We start from the raw sequence: 16,776 nt of genomic DNA on the forward strand, positions 1-16,776 counted from the left end.
GCCAACCCGACAGAAAGGGGATAGCCTATGAAGGCTCTGCTAGCATTTTTACTTACCGTCTTAATAGCCTCTGCGCAAAGCTACAAAGAGTTTGCCAAAGATATGGGGTATGAGACAAACTACAATACGGCACTCAAAAAAGCAAAAGATGAGAACAAAGGGCTTATGGTAGTTATAATCACGAACAACTGCCCTTGGTGCATAAGGTTTGAGAAAACGACACTCTCGGACAAAACTATAGATGAACTTATAAAGGGAAAGTATATCCCTCTAATTATAAACAAAAAAGAGGGAGAATTTCCGCCCTACCTCAACACTCCCATAGTGCCTACAACCTATATTATAGACCCAAAAGATGAGAAGTCAGACTATGAGAGAATTGGTTTTATGGGTAAGGCAGAGTTTTTAGAGCTCTTTGAAGAGCTAGAGTTAGAGTAACTCTCTACCCCTCTTGCCCCTGTATATGACATGCAATCGCATATCCGTGGTTCAGCCCAAGAGCTATGCTTCCGCCGCTCTCTTGCGTGATATCCCCCGCTACAAAAAGTCCTTTGACATTTGTCTCATAATTCTCGTCATGAACAGGTTTGCCATCCTCCTCTTTTATGCCCGAACTTGCCAAAAATGCGCTCGGGGTCGTGCCTCCGATGGCATAAACGACTCTATCAAAAACACGGAACTCAATTGTGTCAAAGTTAACTTTTACTCTCTCGTCATCACTCTCTAGTGAGACGATATCAACGCCCAAAATCGGCTCTATTTCTTTATGCATAATAGCATTTGATATATCTCTTTGATTGGTCGGATTAGCGCGTCTAAAAGTCTCTCTTCTGTAGCAGATGGTGACCTCATTTTTCGCGCTCAAATCAACAGCATACTCAATTGCGCTGTCTCCGCCGCCTACAACTAAAATATTCTCGTCGCCAATGCACCCATCGAGCGTGAACCCTACCCTCTTTTTAATCTCTAGCGGTATCTTATAGTCAGGTTTATTCGGTTTTCCCATTCTCCCTATCGTTACGACAACATACTTTGCCATAATACTGCCGCCCGCCATAAAAACCTCAAAATATGACTCTCCAACATTCGTTTCTCTTTTCTCTATCTTTTGCACCTCTGTGTGCGTTTTAAGCTCTACCGAGTGATTTGCCAAGATCTCGTCAAAAAAGTCCAAAGTGCTCTCTTTTGTTCCATCCACAAAGTAGATTCTGCCGTCAAGCTCAACTTTTTGACCTTTCCAATCCTTATCTACTCTTTTATTATCTTTGTAATATTTGCGTATAGTTGAGTTGTGATTCTCATCCTTTTCAAGCAAAATGATATCTCTGATACCCTGCAGATAACTCTCAACAGCCGTTGCAATTCCTGCCGGACCGGCACCTATGATAGCTAGGTTATAGATATGACTCATAATAAATCCTTTGAAACAATTAGACCTATTTTATACTATAATTTGCAAATGAAATCAAAAAATATTAACATTAAACTCTATAATCATGCCTCGCGTTGATAGCCAAAAATTCTACTCCTCAGCCATAGACAAATACGGCATAAGCGCAAAAGGTGTGAACTGGCACTCAAAAGAGTCTCAAAAACTGCGCTTTGATATTCTTTTGGAGATGCTCCCAGGTGATTTAAGCCCCTACAGCATTGCGGATGCAGGCTGCGGATTTGGCGATCTCTATCTCTATATGCAAAAGAAAAAAAGAGCTCCAAGGGAGTACATCGGCATAGACTCACTTCCTGACATGTACTCCATTGCAAGCGAGAGGACAGGGTGTGAGATACTCATAGCAGACATCTGCAAAGAGATACTCCCTCCTGCTGATTTTTACGTCTGTAGCGGCGCTATGAATGTTTTAGAGGAGTTTGAGACGCACCTTTTTGTGCAAAACTGCTTTAACGCTTCTAAAGTCGGATTTCTCTTTAACGTGCTTCATGGAGAGAAAAATAGCGAAACATACAACTACCTTACGACCCCGCAGATAGAGCAGATGGCGGCGCATTTGGGCGTTAAAAAGGTCATGCTGAGAGATGATTACATGCAAGACGATATAACCGTCGCTTTTTTGAAAGATAATATCTAGTGTGTGGCGTCTTTGGGATTTTAGGAGAGTATGATGCGAGCGTTGCAAGAGCTGCTCTTGGCAAACTTACCCACAGAGGACCGGACTTTTGCGGTGTCGTAGAGAGAAAAAATCTCTTTTTTGCGCATCAGCGTCTCGGCATAATCGACACTCACTCACGCTCAAACCAGCCGCTCTTCTTTGAGAAGATACTGCTCTCATTTAACGGAGAGATCTACAACTTCAAAGAACTTAGAGATGAGCTGAAAAATGAGTTTGATTTTAAATCGCAGAGTGAGGGCGAGGTTATCATTGCGGCATATCTAAAGTGGGGAGTGCAATTTGTAACTCATCTGCGAGGCATGTTTGTAATCGCACTTTTAGACGATGAGACGCTTTACCTTTTTCGCGATAGACTGGGCAAAAAACCGCTCTTTTACCTCCATAACAAATCTTTTATATTTGCTTCTGAGATAAAAGCGCTTCTGCCCTTTTTACAAAAAGTTGAGATGGATGAGGATGCGCTTCTTAGCTACCTCTCCTTTTTGGCTCCCACTCCTCCCTTTACATTTTTTAAAAATATCAAAAAGCTAGCCGCGGGAGAGTATCTTACTTTTAAAGATGGCAAAGTTGAACTCAAACGCTACTTTGACCTGCTTGATACCAAACCAAACCTCATCACAGACAGAGATGAAGCCGTGTTCACGCTAGAAAATATTCTGCAAGAGTCCATAAACATGAGACTAAGTGTGGATGTTCCCATGGCATCGCTTCTCTCAGGCGGAATCGACAGTGCTCTAATAAACGCCTTTGCTCTAAAAAACGGCGTAAAACTGCAGACCTATACGCTGGGCTACAAAGATTTTGCAAAATATGATGAGAGGCAAAATGCAAAGGAGAGTGCGGAGTTTTTAGGAGTCTCAAACCAAGAAGTCGAGATTTCGCAAAACGACTTTATCGATGCGCTTGATAAAACTCTTGATGCGCTCGATGAGCCGCTAAATGACCCTGCCGCAGTTCCTCTTTATCTCCTTTTTGAGCGCATTAAACAGGACGGTTTCAAAGTTGTTTTAAGCGGAGAGGGAAGCGATGAACTCTTTTTGGGGTATAGACAATATTTTGAATTTTTAGATGTGCAGTCATTAACAAAACTCAAAAACAAAAACTGGCTAAGCAACTATTTTCACTCCAACTTCTCGATGAACAGAGAGTGGGAGAGATACAAAAGAGTGTTTGATAACACGCTGCTGTTTCGCACCACGGGCGAGAGTTTTAGTGATTTGCAAAAAAATATGCTTATGAGAAGAAATGTCAGAGATAATGAGTCGCTCAAATATATAAAGAGCTACCGTGACAGATTTGAGAGTTCACAACATCATGATGAGAGCATCTGGTATAGCTACATTGATTTGAATCTTTTTCAAGCCGAACATTTTTTGAGTAAACTTGACCGCATCAGCATGGCGCACTCCATAGAATCGCGTACCCCTTTTTTAGACCATAAGTTTGCATCCGCTCTCTTCTCGATTGACCCAAAGCTCCGTTACGAGGATGGCATCACCAAATCGCTTCTCAAATCAATCGCAAAGCCATATCTGGGCGAAAAAATTATCTCTCGCAGAAAAAAAGGATTTTCTAACCCCTATATGGAGTATTTACTAGAGAGCAAAAAGATAGAGCTTATCAGAGAGGTAAACGACAAAAGCGGGATTTTTAAAAAAGATGCAATTGAGGAGTATATTCAAAAGGCTTCAAGAGGCGCTTTTAAGCAGCATGTTTGGGGGCTTTATATTTTAAGTGTCTGGATAAAAAAGTATCTGTTATAGCTTAGTTTTCTTTTTTAAGAGCGCTAAGCGGCAAAAACATGGAAATCTCAGGGTCGTAGTACTCTATCTCTCCACTCTCAATATCATAAACCCAGCCGTGAATTGCAATTTCATCGCTGTCGATTCTCTTTTTAACGGAGGGGTATGTCAAAAGATTTTCAAGCTGAGAGATAACAGAGAGTTTTTCCGTCAGACGTAGAAGCTCTGTTTTATCTGCGTTGAGCCCAAGCGCCAAAATAGCCTGTGATTTTGCACTCTCTCCAAGAGTGAGCCATGTTTTTGTATGGACAAGCTCGGGATCATCGCTGCAGCTCTTAGTGTGCAAGACCTCTATTGCACCGCACTTTGTATGACCGCAGACTATAATATTTTTTACTTTTAGCACACTCACGGCGTACTCAATAGCCGATGCAGTTGAGTGAAAATTCTCATCCGGTTTATAGGGTGCGACAAAATTGCCTATGTTTCTCACAACAAAAAGATCACCCGGTGCGCTGTTTGTCATCAAGTCTGGCACGACTCTTGAGTCAGAACACCCTATATAGAGCGCTTTTGGCGTCTGTCCCTTTGTAGCAAGCTCCAGAAACTCCTTCTCATGAGCCTTGAAATAACTTTTACGAAATAGCTCGTTACCCTGAATAATATTGTCGTGAGTCATTACAAAACCTTTTCTCTTTAAGACAAAATTATATCTAAAGATAGAAAATTGAGATTTTGCCTTGAAGCATATTCAAATATTTGCATAAATATTACTTTTGTATGATTTTTCTCGCTGTTAAAAAGAGATAATCTTTCCCCGTTACCACTGCTCTGTACTTTTTTTGCTGGAGATACTTTTTGCAGAAGTGTATATCTTTTAGAACCAAACTAAGTTCGCTAAATGAGTAATTGGGGGCTTTTGCGCCGTAGATCATCTCTCCATCTATCCATCTGCAGTTTGGAAAACCAAGCAGCATTGCGCCGCCCTCTGCCAAGTAGTTTTGGTATATGGACATAAACGCGGCGTTAAACTCTATGTTTGAACTCTGTAATGTACCGATGGAGATAATGAGGTCAAATTTCCCTAGCTCCAACTCCTCAAGTCTGTTTATATCGTGGCAGAAAAACTCGACATTTTCATATTGCGAAAACTCTTTTTTTGCAAACTCAATTGCCGAAGCGGAGTAATCAATGCCGACAAACTCAACAGTGCTAAACTCTTCGCACGTAAGCATCTCTTGTATCACTCTAAACTCGTTACCGCGGTTTACTCCGAGGTTTAAAACTCTCTTTTTACTCTTAACATCTATAAATTCCAATGCTTTTTTATAGTGGTACAAAAAACTGAACTGCTTTGTTTTGTCAATCGCAAAAAAGTCGCTCTCTACGCCATACTTTTCTCTGCCGTTGTTTTTATCGTTATGAAAAGAGCTTTTTACATGTAGCTTTTGAAATCTTAAAAGGGTTGTGGTTTCATCTTTTTGTATCGGGGTAAGAATCCTCATAAAATAGAGCTGTGCCAAATCGACAAAAGCCTTGTAGCTAATACTCTCTATATCAGCCTCTAAAACCTCCGCTTCAACTATCTCAGCGCCCTCTATATCCAGAGCTTCAAAGCACTCCAGTATCTCGTTTGAGCTTTTCCTCCGCCAGTCTAGAATCATCTACTGTTTGAGTGTGTTGTAAGAGCGGTCACCCGCATCCCCAAGCCCAGGGATGATGAACTTGTCACTGTTTAAGCGCTCATCTATCTGCGCGATGTAGATATCTACTTCAGGATACGCCTTGCTTACTTTCTCTAAACCCTCAGGCGAGCCTATGATATTTAGCGTGATTATCTTTAGCGGCTCTCTGCCTTTGATAAGCTCTAGCGCATCCATCATGGATCCTCCCGTAGCTACCATTGGGTCAACCAAGATAACGGTTTTTCCCTTGCAATCAGGCAGTCTGTCATAATAAAGAACGCTTTTGTGCGTAGTCTCATCCCTCTTCATTGCCAAAAACCCTGCAGAGACCCCCGGCAGAAGGTCCACGGCACTATCAAGCATCGGCATACCCGCACGCAAAACCGTTGCAACGACTATGTTGTCCTCATCTATAACGTTGTAGCTCTCTTTTGCGCGCCATGTCGTTATGCTCTTTTGAGTAAAAACAGGCTCTTTTAGCGCCTCATACATCAACTGCTTAGTAAGCTCTCCGACAGTATGTCTAAAGCGAAGTGCATCGCTGCTCTGGTCTCTTAGATGCATAATTAACGTTTTTGTAACGGGGTTTGACAATTCATAAACCATTTTGCGCCCTTGATATAAGCTTTTAGACTTATTTTACTAGATTGTACTATTGCAAATATTCAATAACTCTTAATCTCACAGATGGTTTTATTAAGCGCCGCAAGAAGATAATCAATATCGCTTATCTCTTGAGAAAAATGGATACTTATGCGGAGCCATCCCGGTTTCTCCTCTATGGCATGTTCATCCTCCAACCCCAAAAGGTCATGCCCGTAAGGTCCTGCGCAAGAGCAGCCTGCACGGGTCTGCAGACCATTTTTGCTCGACATGTTTGAGCATAGACTATATGGGTCTACTCCCTCTATATTAAAAGAGACTATCCCTATATTCTCCTCATCTATATTCCCATAAATAGTACATCCAGGAATTTTCAACAAGCCCTCTATTAGATGTTTTAGGAGCCTATTTTTCTCCTTTTTTATCCATGTAAACCCAATCTCATTGCGAAGCTGATAAGCAAGTGCCGCGCGTATCAGCTGCAAGATGGGAGATGTCCCCGCATCCTCTCTAGACTCCTTTTCATCAATAAACTTATGAGAAGTGCGGTCAACATACTCAACTGTCCCTCCGCCCGCAAAAGATGGAGATATGCTCTCATCGATAAGAGATTTTCTTATAGCCAAAAGTCCGCATGAACCGGGTCCTCCTATAAGTTTATGCGGAGATAGAAACATTACGTCATAAAAAGAGGAGGGTACATTCATATATGGAGATGATGCGGCACCGTCAAAGCAGACTATTGCACCATATTTGCGAAGGAGCAGAGATATCTTTTCATAAGGTGTGATAATGCCCGTTACGTTTGAAGCTATACAAAATGCCCCTATTTTTTCTCTATCTCTGTTTTTTTTTAAAACATCCTCAAGCTCTTCTAAATCAACCACCCCTTTGTCGTTAATTCCTATACGGACAATGTCGCACAACGCTTCGCGATAGCTTACCTCGTTTGAGTGGTGCTCATAGGGTCCGACTATTACCAACGGGCGTGATTCGCTGCAACTTTCAATCTTGAATCTTTTGCGTGTTGCAGGCGGGATATATATCCCTAAAATCTCCTGAAACCTCTTAATAGCTGCTGTTGCCCCGCAACCAGAAGGTAAAATTGCAAAATCCGGCTCAAGTTTTAGAGAGCTCTTTAGATGTCTGCGCGCTTCTCTGTACAAAAGATCCGTTTTTGCAGCCATAGATGCCTCTTTTGAGTGCGTATTTGCGTAAGTCCTTAGCACATCCGCCATACGAGACTCTATAGCTTTATATGCCAACCCCGAAGCCGTATAATCAAAATAGTATTTTTTATGAACGCCTATAATATTCTTCTTTATCTCCTCTTTTTGCTTTTTTTCATTGCTTAAGAGAAGCGGTCTGAATATATCTTTACTCATAAATTATTCCGTAAGCATAATCATAAAAATTTTTATAGTGGCTCCCCTGATAACTCTCGATTATGCTCTCAACAACCATAAATGTATCATCTGCCGCAAATTTTATCCCCGTTTTTCTCCCAAAACTACTCTTATCTCCCTCTAAATTTCCCCCCAAGATAAGCTCAAATCCTGAGACACTCTCGCCGTCCCTCTTCACTTTGCAACCTAAAAGCCCAATATCAACTATATGCGGATGAGCGCATGAATTTGGACATCCGTTGACGCTAAAAGAGAGTCTCTCTTCAAAATGCGGAAATTTTCTCTCTAGATGTTCAACCAGTTTTACAGAGAGATCCTTTGTCTCAGAGACGGCGTATTTACAAAAATTTATCCCCGTGCAAGAGAGCGTTTTTGCTTTAAAAGGTGACGGCTTTGCATCTATTCCAATCTCGTGAAGCTCTTCTACAACAGAGACGGCATTTTCGCTCGGCAGATCTGTAATGACAAAATTCTGCGCCGTTGTCGCTCTGATGGCAGTAATATCATATTTTTTAGCTATCTTTATAAGCCCACTCAATCCCTCGACTCCGATTTTTCCGCCATTTATGGCACAGCCGATATAGCTTCTGCCCACATTTATGCTCTTGTGTATGCCGAAATGTTCTCTATTTACATAAGGAGTATATTTTTGCAAATCATCCAGTTGAAGTCTGAAATCTACTTTTGAGTGCAATATCTCTATAAATTGTTCAACCCCCAGAGAGTCCAGCAGATGCCCCAATCTTGCCTTGTTTCTGTTCTCTCTGTTTCCGTACTCTCTGTATATCTCCGTAACCGCTTTGGCAACCGCTAACACCTGATACGGCTCTATATAGCCTATATGAGAAGCTATTCGTTTATTTGACGCCAAGCCTCCGCCCGCGCTTACATCAAATAGCACTCTGCCATCTTCGTCTTTTTTTGCATTGAAACTCAGATCCTGTATCTCATGAGACGAACAATGCTTAGGGCAACCGCTAATCCCAACCTTATATTTTCGCGGCAAGTTCGATATCTCTCTGTTTGCGTCAAAGTAGTCGTTAACCTCTTTTGTTATCATTTCTACATCGTAAATGCGCTCTTGGTCTACATCGCTTACCGGGCATGTAACTACATTTCTGGCAACGTCTCCCGCCGCAAAAACAGTAGTTAGCCCAGCCTCGCCTAAACGCGTAAAAATTGCAGGCAGATTCTCTACTTTGATAAAGTGAAACTGCAGATCCTGTCTTGTCGTAAAGTCCGCCGTGCCCCTAGCGTATCTTTTTGAGACCTCTAGAGCCGCCTCAAGCTGATTTAAATCCATCCTGCCGCCCTCTAGCTTAACCCTTAACATAAAGTAGAGCGTATTATCATTTTCATCTTGAAGATTTGTGTTTTGTGTATATAGCCCGTACCATTTAAATCTCTCTATATCTTCTGGGTCAATATCTTCACCACTCTTTGCATAGCGGTAAATATCTTCCAAAACATCCAAACCGTCTTTTTCTCTTTTTATCCGCTCTACTCTTTGTGCTTTTGTTTCTCTTGACATACTGTTTTCCTAAAATATCTCTCTGCTTTGCCAATGTGGAAAATGTTTCCGTACAAGCGCATTCAGCTCTATCTCAAACTCTCCATACTCGTGAGCTTTTGTTTTTAAATCGGTTTGCGATTTTTGAGTAATCATCCCCGCTCCGACCGTGTTGTTTGTAACTCTGTCTATGATTATAAAGCTTCCCATAGCCTTGTTTTTGATGTAGGGGTCATACGCCAAATGGCTCTCAAGAGAGAGTTTTGCATGCCCTATCTCATTTAGGTTTAGCAGATTTGCACTCTGATGCTCCTGCGTATTTACATCCGTTTTATAGTAGAAACTCTCAATACTTCCCAAAACCAGCGATGAAGCTCTTTTTATAAAGTACTGCTTATGTTTAAGCAGCGGCTCTTCGCTCATCCATACTATATTTACATCAAAGGCATCAGCACTGTCGGGCTGTTCATCACTCTTTACGATAATATCTCCGCGGCTGATGTCTATCTCATCTTCAAGAGTCAGCGTAACGGCTTGTTGCGCATAGGCATACTCCAAATTGCCATCATAAGTCACAATCTCTTTGACCGTTGAACACTTCCCTGATGGTAAAACGGTTATGCTCTCTCCTGCCTTTATAACACCCGAAGAGATTGTCCCGCAGTATCCCCTAAAGTCCAAATTAGGTCTGTTTACATACTGTACCGGAAGTCTAAAGTGAACCAAATCCCTATCACTCTCAATCTCTATATTCTCCAGACAATGCAGAAGCGTCTCGCCTTTGTACCATGGAGTTTTTTGGCTTGTATCTACCACATTGTCCCCGTTTAGTGCAGATAACGGAATAAGCGTAATATCTTGGCTAAGCCCTATATCTTTTGCAAACGCCAGATAATCTCTTGAAATATCTTCAAAAATGCTTTGGTTAAAACCGACTAGATCCATCTTGTTAATAGCAACTACTACATGCTTGATTCCAAGCAGTTTTGCTATAAAAGAGTGTCTCTTTGTCTGTGTCTGAATTCCATGCCTTGCATCGATAAGGATTATTGCCAAATCCGCCGTACTCGCACCTGTTGCCATATTTCTCGTGTACTGCTCATGCCCCGGTGTGTCTGCGATGATAAATTTTCTCTTGTCTGTCGTAAAGTATCTGTAGGCAACATCGATTGTAATCCCCTGCTCCCTCTCACTCTGCAGACCGTCAACCAGAAGTGACAAATCAAACTCGCCCTCTGTCGTACCGCTTTTTTTGCTATCTTTTTTTATGGCTGCAAGCTGATCCTCAAAAATCATCTTTGAGTCGTGCAAAAGCCTCCCGATAAGCGTACTTTTGCCATCATCCACGCTTCCGCATGTAATGAACCTGAGCAGTTGCTTATTCTCATGCTCTTTTAAATAACTCTCGATATCCGTTGCTATTTTTTTCTCTAATATTGACATCTTAAAAATACCCCTCCATTTTTTTCTTCTCCATCGAACCTGCCGAGTCATTATCAATAACACGACCTTGTCTCTCGCTCGTTTTTGTCAGAAGCATCTCTTGTATAATCTCCGGCAATGTTGTCGCGCTCGACTCAACCGCACCCGTTAGAGGGTAACAGCCAAGAGTTCTAAAGCGCACCATCTCCTCTTTTAACTCTTCGCCCTCTTCAATAGGCATTCTCTCATCATCAACCATTATCTTGATCCCATCTTTTTCTACAATGGGTCTTTTTTTAGCAAAATAGAGCGGAACTATAGGAATCTGCTCTAAGTAAATATATTGCCAAATATCGAGCTCCGTCCAGTTACTAAGCGGAAAAACTCTTATGGATTCGCCTTTGTGGACCCTTGCGTTATAGATATTCCATAGCTCCGGTCTCTGGTTTTTCGGATCCCAGCGATGGTTTTTATCTCTAAAAGAGTAGATTCTCTCTTTTGCTCTGGATTTCTCCTCATCTCTCCTTGCCCCGCCGAACACCGCGTCAAACTTATATTTGTTTAGTGCCTGCTTCAGCCCCTGCGTCTTCATTATGTCGGTGTACACTGCCGAGCCGTGGACAAACGGATTGATATCTCTCTCTACTCCCTCGGGATTGGTATAAACAAGGAGCTCAAATGCCTCCTCTTTTGCTCTTTTGTCTCTAAACTCAATCATCTCTTTAAACTTCCACCCGGTATCTACATGCAGAAGCGGAAATGGCAATTTTGCGGGAAAAAAAGCCTTGAGTGCAAGATGGAGCATCACGGCGGAATCTTTACCGACTGAGTACATCATCACGGGGTTGTCAAACTCTGCGACCACCTCTCTTAGTATATGGATCGATTCGGCTTCTAGCTGTTTTAAATGCGTCAATCTCTTTGTATCTATCAATTTGTCTCCTTTATGTGCAATCCGCACTCTTTATGTTCGGGGTTTTCCCACCACCACCTGCCGCTTCGTATATCTGCGCCCACATCTGTGGCTCTTGTACAAGGCTCACACCCGATACTTGGGTATCCTTCATCATGCAAGGCATTATATGGCACACCGTTTTCTCTTATGTAACTCCAGACATCACTCTCTTTCCACAAAATAAGCGGATTTAGTTTGATTACGCCGTTGCTCTCATCCCACTCCAACATCTGCATCTCTTCGCGCGTCTGGCTCTGCTCGGCTCTAAGACCCGTAATCCAAACTTCAACCCCGTTTAAAGCTCTTTTAAGAGGTGCTATCTTTCTCACATAGCAGCACTCTTTTCTATTCTCTAGGGAGTCGTAAAATCCGTTGGCACCCTGCTTATAGTAGAGCTTTTCTATATCTCTGCTCTCTGGAAAATAGGCCCTTATTTTTGTTTTATATTTTAAATTTGTTCTATCCATTACATCATAAGTCTGTTGCGGCAATCTTCCCGTGTCGAGCGTGAATATCCGGGCATCTGAGTCTATCTTTAAAATCATGTCACTCAAAACCTGATCTTCTGCTCCAAAACTTGATGACAGAGCTATTTTGCCTCTATAGACTTTTAAAAAATGCTCTAAAGAGCTTTTTGCATCCAGATGTTTAAACTCTGCGTTTAGTTTCTCTATCTTCTCTCTCATAGTATCCTCTTTCTATATATGAAAATCATTTGCTGTCTCTTTATGTCTGCCTATTTTTATCTTGTTCCACGCTCTCTCGTGATAGTAGTACAAAATCATCTTCGTCACAACCTCTATGGAACCAATGGATGCCGCCATAACCAAGCTACCGGTTATAATATATGATATAACCATGGTATCGATTGTCCCAACTGTTCTCCACGAGATGGTTTTAATAACCGACCTATACGCTTTTTCCTGCATCTTTGCTCCCTGCACTAGTGCCAGAAACTATATCGTTCACATAACTCATAGTGACTCCAGCTCAATATTTCTGCTCTTTAGCAGTTCATAAAACTTACATGCAAAGCAGACACCATTTGTCGCTTCTGCAATTTTCCACACGCTCAAAAATCCAACCAGCAGATAAGCCGCTGTTATCTCATTTAAAAGCTCTGCGCCAAGGGCCGCAAAGAGAAGTGTCAAACCGACATGCGAAGCAAACTCTTTTGCATTCTCATCCGCATATTGCTTATTCGCTCCTGTAATCTTGACTAAAAAAGTAGAGATTGAATATATAGGGCTCATGTGCGGTGCCATATATATTCTCATTAAAAAGTCATAAACCAAAACATATAAAATAGCTACATTTGCGCTAAAGAGATAAGTACACATCAGCATAACCAAGAGTCCGGCATGCATGCGAGCCTGACTCTTGCAAAAAAGATTTTTTATTTCATGTTTACTCTGTGACATCTTACTTTCTCCTATTTCTAATTATTTGACGAAAGTATAATCAGTTTTAAAAGTAATGTCAAGTGATTTTGTTGTGTTATACTATACTAATTTAGTATGTATTATAGAGATAGCCCTAAATATAGGGATAAAAACTAAATAAAAAATTTATGTTTATATACGAGTAAATTACTTTACATTGTTTAAAAAAAAGTGTATACTTCCGCTGATATAAAAGATATGGAGTAACAATGCCGTTAATATCAACAAAAGGGAGTTACGGTCTTGCCGCTATTTGCGAACTAAGCAAGCATGAAGGCAACTCCGTCATGCAGATAAAAGAGATAGCTGCTAACGCCGATATTCCACAAAATTATCTTGAACAGCTTCTTGGAAAACTTAGGCGTGCAGGAATCGTAGAGAGCATAAGGGGCGCAAAGGGCGGCTATAAACTCGCACGCGATCCAAAAGAGATAAAAGTTTTGGATATTCTAATCGCTCTTGAGGATGACCTGAAAATTGTTGATGCAAAAATCAATCATCCTCTATTGAATATGTTTTTTGAAGAGTCTAGAGAGAGCATAAAAGATATTTTTGATATTAGCATTATGGAGCTCTCAAGCTATCAAAACAAATTTTTAAACTACACCATATAAGGGGAAAATGGATGGGATCTTGTCCTGTAATATTTAAAAAAGTCGACCAAAACGTAATCAGAGTGATGGCAGGTTTGGTCTCTGCAATAGCGGTTATATTTATAGTATCTCCGCAGCTCTGGCTTTTAACACTTCTGCTATATGATTTTTTGGTGCGCTCTTTGGACTATAAAAAAGCAAGCCCTCTTTTTCATATTGCAAAAATAATCGCAAAGATGCTAAGACTTAAAAAAATTGAGATTGATGCGGGACCAAAAGAGTTTGCTCTTAAAATAGGGGTTGTATTTGTACTAATCTCTTTTATAATGTTTATTCTGGGAGAATCGATGGCTGCGGTTTTGGTCATTGCCCTGCTTCTGGTCTGCGCATTTTTAGAGCTTACATTTAACTACTGCATAGGGTGCCAGATGTATAAACTTTTAAAGAAATTGACAAAACTTTTTTTTTAAACCTCTCTCTTTTAAGAGAGGATGTGTCTTAACTGCATCGCATACCAAAGAACTATAAGATTTAAGAAAAATATCATCATCGAGCTTGCACGCGATACGATCTTTTGAACCATTGTACGCTCATTTTTGTGCGTCTTTAGAGCTATTCTCATATGAACAATGGTAAAGAGAGTTATCGCGCCCACATAAAATAGTTTGTTGCTCATCATATACCCCAGCTTAGATTCGTCAATATCAAGCGTCAATACATCGATCAGATTAAAGTTGAAAAAGAGAAATGTCCCTGTACTAAGCAGCACGACAAGCCAAAAAGTCTCAAAATAGCCATAAAGAGGTCCCAGATATTCGTATGTCTGCTCCTGAGCCTCTTTCCCCTTTAGCAGTATGCCGAGTGCAAACAGCAAAAGTGATCCCCCGATCCAAGCAGTCGCCCCCAATATGTGAATATAAAGCACTACATCTACCATAAAACATCCCTTACTAAATTTTTAATTTTTAGATTATAGTGTAAAATGCCAACAAAAAAGAGGTCAAAATGCAAGAAATAAAAATATGGCACAATCCAAAATGTTCAAAGTCACGCGAGGCGATGGAGATATTAAAAGAGAAAAAATGTGATGCCGAGGTTGTGAAGTACTTAGAAGAGTCTCCAGATAAAGCTAAGATTAAGAGTATATTAAAGATGCTTGACATTGCACCAAGAGAGTTAATGAGAACGAAAGAGGATATATACAAAGAGTTAAATTTAAAAGATGAGACAGATGACGAGGCTCTAATAGAAGCGATGGCAAAACATCCAAAACTAATAGAGCGCCCGATTATCATAAAGGGCAAGAGAGCGATTATAGGAAGACCGTCAGAGAGGATCGCGGAGTTTTTAGACTCTTAAGATTTTTTCTTATCTTTTGCAACTAGGTTGCACTCTTTTGTCGAGTATGGGCAGGTTTTAACTATGCTCATCTCAAACTGCTCCTCATCTATGCCGCCCAGCTTTCTATCATAATGGCGCATTGCGGCACGAAACGCTGTAAGCACCATATTAGCACTGTCTTGATGCTCGGTTGATATATGCTCAACCTGCTCGCCCTCTGGCTTGCTGGTGTCTACTTTTGGAGCAGGAATGGCTGCGTAGCTCTCTTGAAGATCTTTTTCCAGGTTTGCTGTCGTCTCAAGCGCGCTCTCAATACTATCGCCCTTTATCATCTCCGTAAATATCGAACCCAGCGTAGTAGTGTCTTGATTTCCGTTTGTGCCGAACTTTACGTCAAGAATTGACTCTTCATCTCTTTTAATATAGATAATGACATAACTCTTCGTTGCATGGTCAATCCCAACACCTACGCAATCAGCATCTTCAATCTTCCCGTAGTTTTCAGGTTGCATAAGGTGCTTGCCTATCTCTGCCTGCAGCTCTTTATCTTCAGCCATTTTTGACTCCTACTATTAAATCTCATATAATTTGAACAAAGTCCAAATTATATTCACTCACTAAAGCTTTGCCTTGCGGCAAGAAGGAGTCATTTTGACTCCTATCTTCTCTATGCACACTCCATTATCTTTTATAAATTTTGAGATAATTTCAGAGTGGTTGTGTTCATAAGATTTTAGATATACAATACGGCTGATTCCGCTTGCTATGATGTTTTTACTGCACTCACTGCATGGTTCAAGCGTAACATAGATAGTCGCATCTTCTATGCAGATGCCCTTTCTTGCAGCCCAGATGATGGCGTTCATCTCCGCATGTATCTCGTAAGTCTTTGACCACTCGTGATGCTCAGAGGTGTACTCTCCCTCCCAGTGATCACGGCAGTTTACATACCCGGCAGGAGTTCCGTTGTAGCCCGTGCTTAGTATTCTTCCATCTTTGACGATTACCGCGCCAACTTGCTTGGAGACGCACTTTGAAGCAGTTGCAAGCTCCTGTGCTATATTTATAAAATTTACATCACTCAACATCTGCTAAAGCTCTCTAATGATTTTTATATCCGCGCTATTTCTAAGTCTCGCAAAATAATCACTCAGCACCTGCTCTCTTTTTTGAGATGCAATCATGTTTGCTATCTGATTTTTAACACTCTCGAACTCTACACTGCTTGGAGCCTTTACCTCTTTTAAGTAAAAACTTACATAAGAGCCGTTTGGCTCGGAGACGACCGGAGTAAAGGTGTTGCTCTTAGTATTCTCTAGAAGCCTTGCTAGCTCCGGAGAGATTCTCTCATACTCCAAAAGCTGCTCATCCGCCTTTATCTCATCAGAGTAAAACATAGGAATGGTTATCTTTTTTTCAAGTGCATTTTTATTTTTTGAGCTGTATATCGTCACATCAAAAGCGCTTGGGCGTAAAAACTCCTCTTTGTGCAGCTCATAATACTCCCTTAGCTCATCATCACTCGGCGTGTCAATGGAAGAGTAAGCAATTGCAGAGTAGAGTTTTTGCGAGAGAATCTTCTCTTTTGTTCTCTCTTTAAACTCCGAAGATGTGAGTCCATTTGAGTTTCTAACGGCTTCGTAAAGCTCATCTATGCTCATCTTGTTTGCGGAGGCGGTTTTTTTAATATCGTCATAAACCTCAGAGCTGCTCACGCTTATTTTTCTCTCAGAAATCTCTGCCTCTTCTAGTTTTTTTCTTATAAGATTATTTGTCGCGGTATCAGCATCAACTCTTGATATCCGCATCTCCTCTTTCACGTCATAGAGAGTAATCGGCTCCCCTTTTACGACAACGCTCACGCCGTTAATCAGCTCTGCGCTTAACATCACACTAAAAAAAAGAGATAAAAATATCTTATACATATATCATCCTATAAATTAAAAGG

At 41.1% G+C, this 16,776-nt stretch carries 21 protein-coding genes; 6 read left to right on the plus strand and 15 right to left on the minus strand.

The window, feature by feature from the left end:
- Positions 1-27: 27 nt before the first annotated feature.
- On the plus strand, positions 28-438 hold the full coding sequence (locus tag IBX42_RS03260) for a thioredoxin family protein (protein ID WP_294928735.1): 411 nt from the start codon (positions 28-30) through the stop codon (positions 436-438).
- A gap of 4 nt (positions 439-442) precedes the next feature.
- Here IBX42_RS03260 and IBX42_RS03265 read toward each other — a convergent pair whose 3' ends face one another.
- On the minus strand, positions 443-1,411 hold the full coding sequence (locus IBX42_RS03265) for an NAD(P)-binding domain-containing protein (RefSeq protein ID WP_294928738.1): 969 nt from the start codon (positions 1,409-1,411) through the stop codon (positions 443-445).
- 85 nt (positions 1,412-1,496) lie between these two features.
- Between IBX42_RS03265 and IBX42_RS03270 the strand changes: the two genes are divergently transcribed.
- The gene (locus tag IBX42_RS03270; protein WP_294928741.1) at positions 1,497-2,087 is read left to right on the plus strand and encodes a class I SAM-dependent methyltransferase; all 591 of its coding nucleotides are present in this window, start codon (positions 1,497-1,499) and stop codon (positions 2,085-2,087) included.
- Positions 2,087-3,892, plus strand: coding sequence for an asparagine synthase (glutamine-hydrolyzing) (gene asnB, locus IBX42_RS03275; RefSeq protein ID WP_294928744.1), 1,806 nt, complete (start codon positions 2,087-2,089; stop codon positions 3,890-3,892). Before IBX42_RS03270 ends, asnB begins: the two co-directional genes overlap by 1 nt.
- Position 3,893: 1 nt before the next feature.
- Here the strand turns inward: asnB and IBX42_RS03280 are convergent, their stop codons facing one another.
- From IBX42_RS03280 to IBX42_RS03325, 10 genes are all read right to left on the minus strand, one after another.
- Positions 3,894-4,550 (minus strand): carbonic anhydrase, encoded by a 657-nt coding sequence (locus IBX42_RS03280; RefSeq protein ID WP_294928747.1) that lies wholly within the window; start codon positions 4,548-4,550, stop codon positions 3,894-3,896.
- A 91-nt stretch (positions 4,551-4,641) separates the two neighbouring features.
- Positions 4,642-5,535: a methyltransferase domain-containing protein gene (locus tag IBX42_RS03285; RefSeq protein ID WP_294928750.1), complete on the minus strand. Its 894-nt coding sequence runs from the start codon at positions 5,533-5,535 to the stop codon at positions 4,642-4,644.
- Positions 5,536-6,162, minus strand: coding sequence for a uracil phosphoribosyltransferase (gene upp / locus IBX42_RS03290; RefSeq protein ID WP_294928753.1), 627 nt, complete (start codon positions 6,160-6,162; stop codon positions 5,536-5,538). It lies immediately after the preceding gene.
- Positions 6,163-6,221: 59 nt separating this feature from the next.
- Entirely contained in the window at positions 6,222-7,544 is a 1,323-nt protein-coding gene (locus tag IBX42_RS03295; protein WP_294928756.1) for an aminotransferase class V-fold PLP-dependent enzyme, read from the minus strand.
- Positions 7,537-9,096, minus strand: a complete 1,560-nt coding sequence (locus IBX42_RS03300; RefSeq protein ID WP_294928759.1) for a nitrite/sulfite reductase — start codon at positions 9,094-9,096, stop codon at positions 7,537-7,539. Before IBX42_RS03300 ends, IBX42_RS03295 begins: the two co-directional genes overlap by 8 nt.
- A gap of 9 nt (positions 9,097-9,105) precedes the next feature.
- On the minus strand, positions 9,106-10,518 hold the full coding sequence (gene cysN, locus IBX42_RS03305) for a sulfate adenylyltransferase subunit CysN (protein ID WP_294928762.1): 1,413 nt from the start codon (positions 10,516-10,518) through the stop codon (positions 9,106-9,108).
- A 1-nt stretch (position 10,519) separates the two neighbouring features.
- The gene (gene cysD / locus IBX42_RS03310) at positions 10,520-11,431 is read right to left on the minus strand and encodes a sulfate adenylyltransferase subunit CysD (RefSeq protein ID WP_294928765.1); all 912 of its coding nucleotides are present in this window, start codon (positions 11,429-11,431) and stop codon (positions 10,520-10,522) included.
- On the minus strand, positions 11,428-12,138 hold the full coding sequence (locus IBX42_RS03315; protein ID WP_294928768.1) for a phosphoadenylyl-sulfate reductase: 711 nt from the start codon (positions 12,136-12,138) through the stop codon (positions 11,428-11,430). Before IBX42_RS03315 ends, cysD begins: the two co-directional genes overlap by 4 nt.
- 12 nt (positions 12,139-12,150) lie before the next feature.
- Positions 12,151-12,381 carry a DUF2061 domain-containing protein gene (locus IBX42_RS03320; protein ID WP_294928771.1) on the minus strand — a complete coding sequence of 77 codons (231 nt, stop codon included), beginning with the start codon at positions 12,379-12,381 and terminating at the stop codon, positions 12,151-12,153.
- Between the two features lie 45 nt (positions 12,382-12,426).
- Positions 12,427-12,873 carry a DUF4395 domain-containing protein gene (locus IBX42_RS03325; protein ID WP_294928774.1) on the minus strand — a complete coding sequence of 149 codons (447 nt, stop codon included), beginning with the start codon at positions 12,871-12,873 and terminating at the stop codon, positions 12,427-12,429.
- 230 nt (positions 12,874-13,103) lie between these two features.
- On the opposite strand from IBX42_RS03325, the gene IBX42_RS03330 reads away from it, so the two are divergent.
- Together IBX42_RS03330 and IBX42_RS03335 are read left to right on the plus strand one after the other, a co-directional pair.
- On the plus strand, positions 13,104-13,508 hold the full coding sequence (locus IBX42_RS03330) for an Rrf2 family transcriptional regulator (protein WP_294928777.1): 405 nt from the start codon (positions 13,104-13,106) through the stop codon (positions 13,506-13,508).
- Positions 13,509-13,519: 11 nt separating this feature from the next.
- Positions 13,520-13,957, plus strand: coding sequence for a DUF4395 domain-containing protein (locus IBX42_RS03335; protein WP_294928780.1), 438 nt, complete (start codon positions 13,520-13,522; stop codon positions 13,955-13,957).
- An 11-nt stretch (positions 13,958-13,968) separates the two neighbouring features.
- Here the strand turns inward: IBX42_RS03335 and IBX42_RS03340 are convergent, their stop codons facing one another.
- A complete protein-coding gene (locus IBX42_RS03340; protein WP_294928783.1) occupies positions 13,969-14,424 on the minus strand; it encodes a hypothetical protein in 456 nt (151 codons plus the stop codon).
- A 68-nt stretch (positions 14,425-14,492) separates the two neighbouring features.
- Between IBX42_RS03340 and arsC the strand changes: the two genes are divergently transcribed.
- Positions 14,493-14,846 carry an arsenate reductase (glutaredoxin) gene (gene arsC / locus IBX42_RS03345; RefSeq protein ID WP_294928786.1) on the plus strand — a complete coding sequence of 118 codons (354 nt, stop codon included), beginning with the start codon at positions 14,493-14,495 and terminating at the stop codon, positions 14,844-14,846.
- Here arsC and IBX42_RS03350 read toward each other — a convergent pair.
- From IBX42_RS03350 to IBX42_RS03360, 3 genes are read right to left on the minus strand one after another with little or no spacing between them, the layout of a single operon-like run.
- Positions 14,843-15,385: an iron-sulfur cluster assembly scaffold protein gene (locus tag IBX42_RS03350; protein ID WP_294928789.1), complete on the minus strand. Its 543-nt coding sequence runs from the start codon at positions 15,383-15,385 to the stop codon at positions 14,843-14,845. The genes arsC and IBX42_RS03350 overlap by 4 nt on opposite strands.
- A 60-nt stretch (positions 15,386-15,445) precedes the next feature.
- On the minus strand, positions 15,446-15,916 hold the full coding sequence (locus IBX42_RS03355; protein WP_294928792.1) for a deaminase: 471 nt from the start codon (positions 15,914-15,916) through the stop codon (positions 15,446-15,448).
- Between the two features lie 3 nt (positions 15,917-15,919).
- The gene (locus tag IBX42_RS03360) at positions 15,920-16,753 is read right to left on the minus strand and encodes a peptidylprolyl isomerase (RefSeq protein WP_294928795.1); all 834 of its coding nucleotides are present in this window, start codon (positions 16,751-16,753) and stop codon (positions 15,920-15,922) included.
- Positions 16,754-16,776 lie beyond the last annotated feature (23 nt).

Origin of the sequence: Sulfurimonas sp. (genome assembly GCF_014859695.1) — a bacterium.
Taxonomy (GTDB): Bacteria; Campylobacterota; Campylobacteria; order Campylobacterales; family Sulfurimonadaceae; genus Sulfurimonas.

Coding starts and splice junctions, on each gene's coding strand:
- IBX42_RS03260 (WP_294928735.1), top strand. CDS start 28: ATGAAGGCTCTGCTAGCATTTTTACTTACCGTCTTAATAGCCTCTGCG.
- IBX42_RS03265 (WP_294928738.1), bottom strand. CDS start 1,411: ATGAGTCATATCTATAACCTAGCTATCATAGGTGCCGGTCCGGCAGGA.
- IBX42_RS03270 (WP_294928741.1), top strand. CDS start 1,497: ATGCCTCGCGTTGATAGCCAAAAATTCTACTCCTCAGCCATAGACAAA.
- IBX42_RS03280 (WP_294928747.1), bottom strand. CDS start 4,550: ATGACTCACGACAATATTATTCAGGGTAACGAGCTATTTCGTAAAAGT.
- IBX42_RS03285 (WP_294928750.1), bottom strand. CDS start 5,535: ATGATTCTAGACTGGCGGAGGAAAAGCTCAAACGAGATACTGGAGTGC.
- upp (WP_294928753.1), bottom strand. CDS start 6,162: ATGGTTTATGAATTGTCAAACCCCGTTACAAAAACGTTAATTATGCAT.
- IBX42_RS03295 (WP_294928756.1), bottom strand. CDS start 7,544: ATGAGTAAAGATATATTCAGACCGCTTCTCTTAAGCAATGAAAAAAAG.
- IBX42_RS03300 (WP_294928759.1), bottom strand. CDS start 9,096: ATGTCAAGAGAAACAAAAGCACAAAGAGTAGAGCGGATAAAAAGAGAA.
- cysN (WP_294928762.1), bottom strand. CDS start 10,518: ATGTCAATATTAGAGAAAAAAATAGCAACGGATATCGAGAGTTATTTA.
- IBX42_RS03315 (WP_294928768.1), bottom strand. CDS start 12,138: ATGAGAGAGAAGATAGAGAAACTAAACGCAGAGTTTAAACATCTGGAT.
- IBX42_RS03320 (WP_294928771.1), bottom strand. CDS start 12,381: ATGCAGGAAAAAGCGTATAGGTCGGTTATTAAAACCATCTCGTGGAGA.
- IBX42_RS03325 (WP_294928774.1), bottom strand. CDS start 12,873: ATGTCACAGAGTAAACATGAAATAAAAAATCTTTTTTGCAAGAGTCAG.
- IBX42_RS03330 (WP_294928777.1), top strand. CDS start 13,104: ATGCCGTTAATATCAACAAAAGGGAGTTACGGTCTTGCCGCTATTTGC.
- IBX42_RS03335 (WP_294928780.1), top strand. CDS start 13,520: ATGGGATCTTGTCCTGTAATATTTAAAAAAGTCGACCAAAACGTAATC.
- IBX42_RS03340 (WP_294928783.1), bottom strand. CDS start 14,424: ATGGTAGATGTAGTGCTTTATATTCACATATTGGGGGCGACTGCTTGG.
- arsC (WP_294928786.1), top strand. CDS start 14,493: ATGCAAGAAATAAAAATATGGCACAATCCAAAATGTTCAAAGTCACGC.
- IBX42_RS03350 (WP_294928789.1), bottom strand. CDS start 15,385: ATGGCTGAAGATAAAGAGCTGCAGGCAGAGATAGGCAAGCACCTTATG.
- IBX42_RS03355 (WP_294928792.1), bottom strand. CDS start 15,916: ATGTTGAGTGATGTAAATTTTATAAATATAGCACAGGAGCTTGCAACT.
- IBX42_RS03360 (WP_294928795.1), bottom strand. CDS start 16,753: ATGTATAAGATATTTTTATCTCTTTTTTTTAGTGTGATGTTAAGCGCA.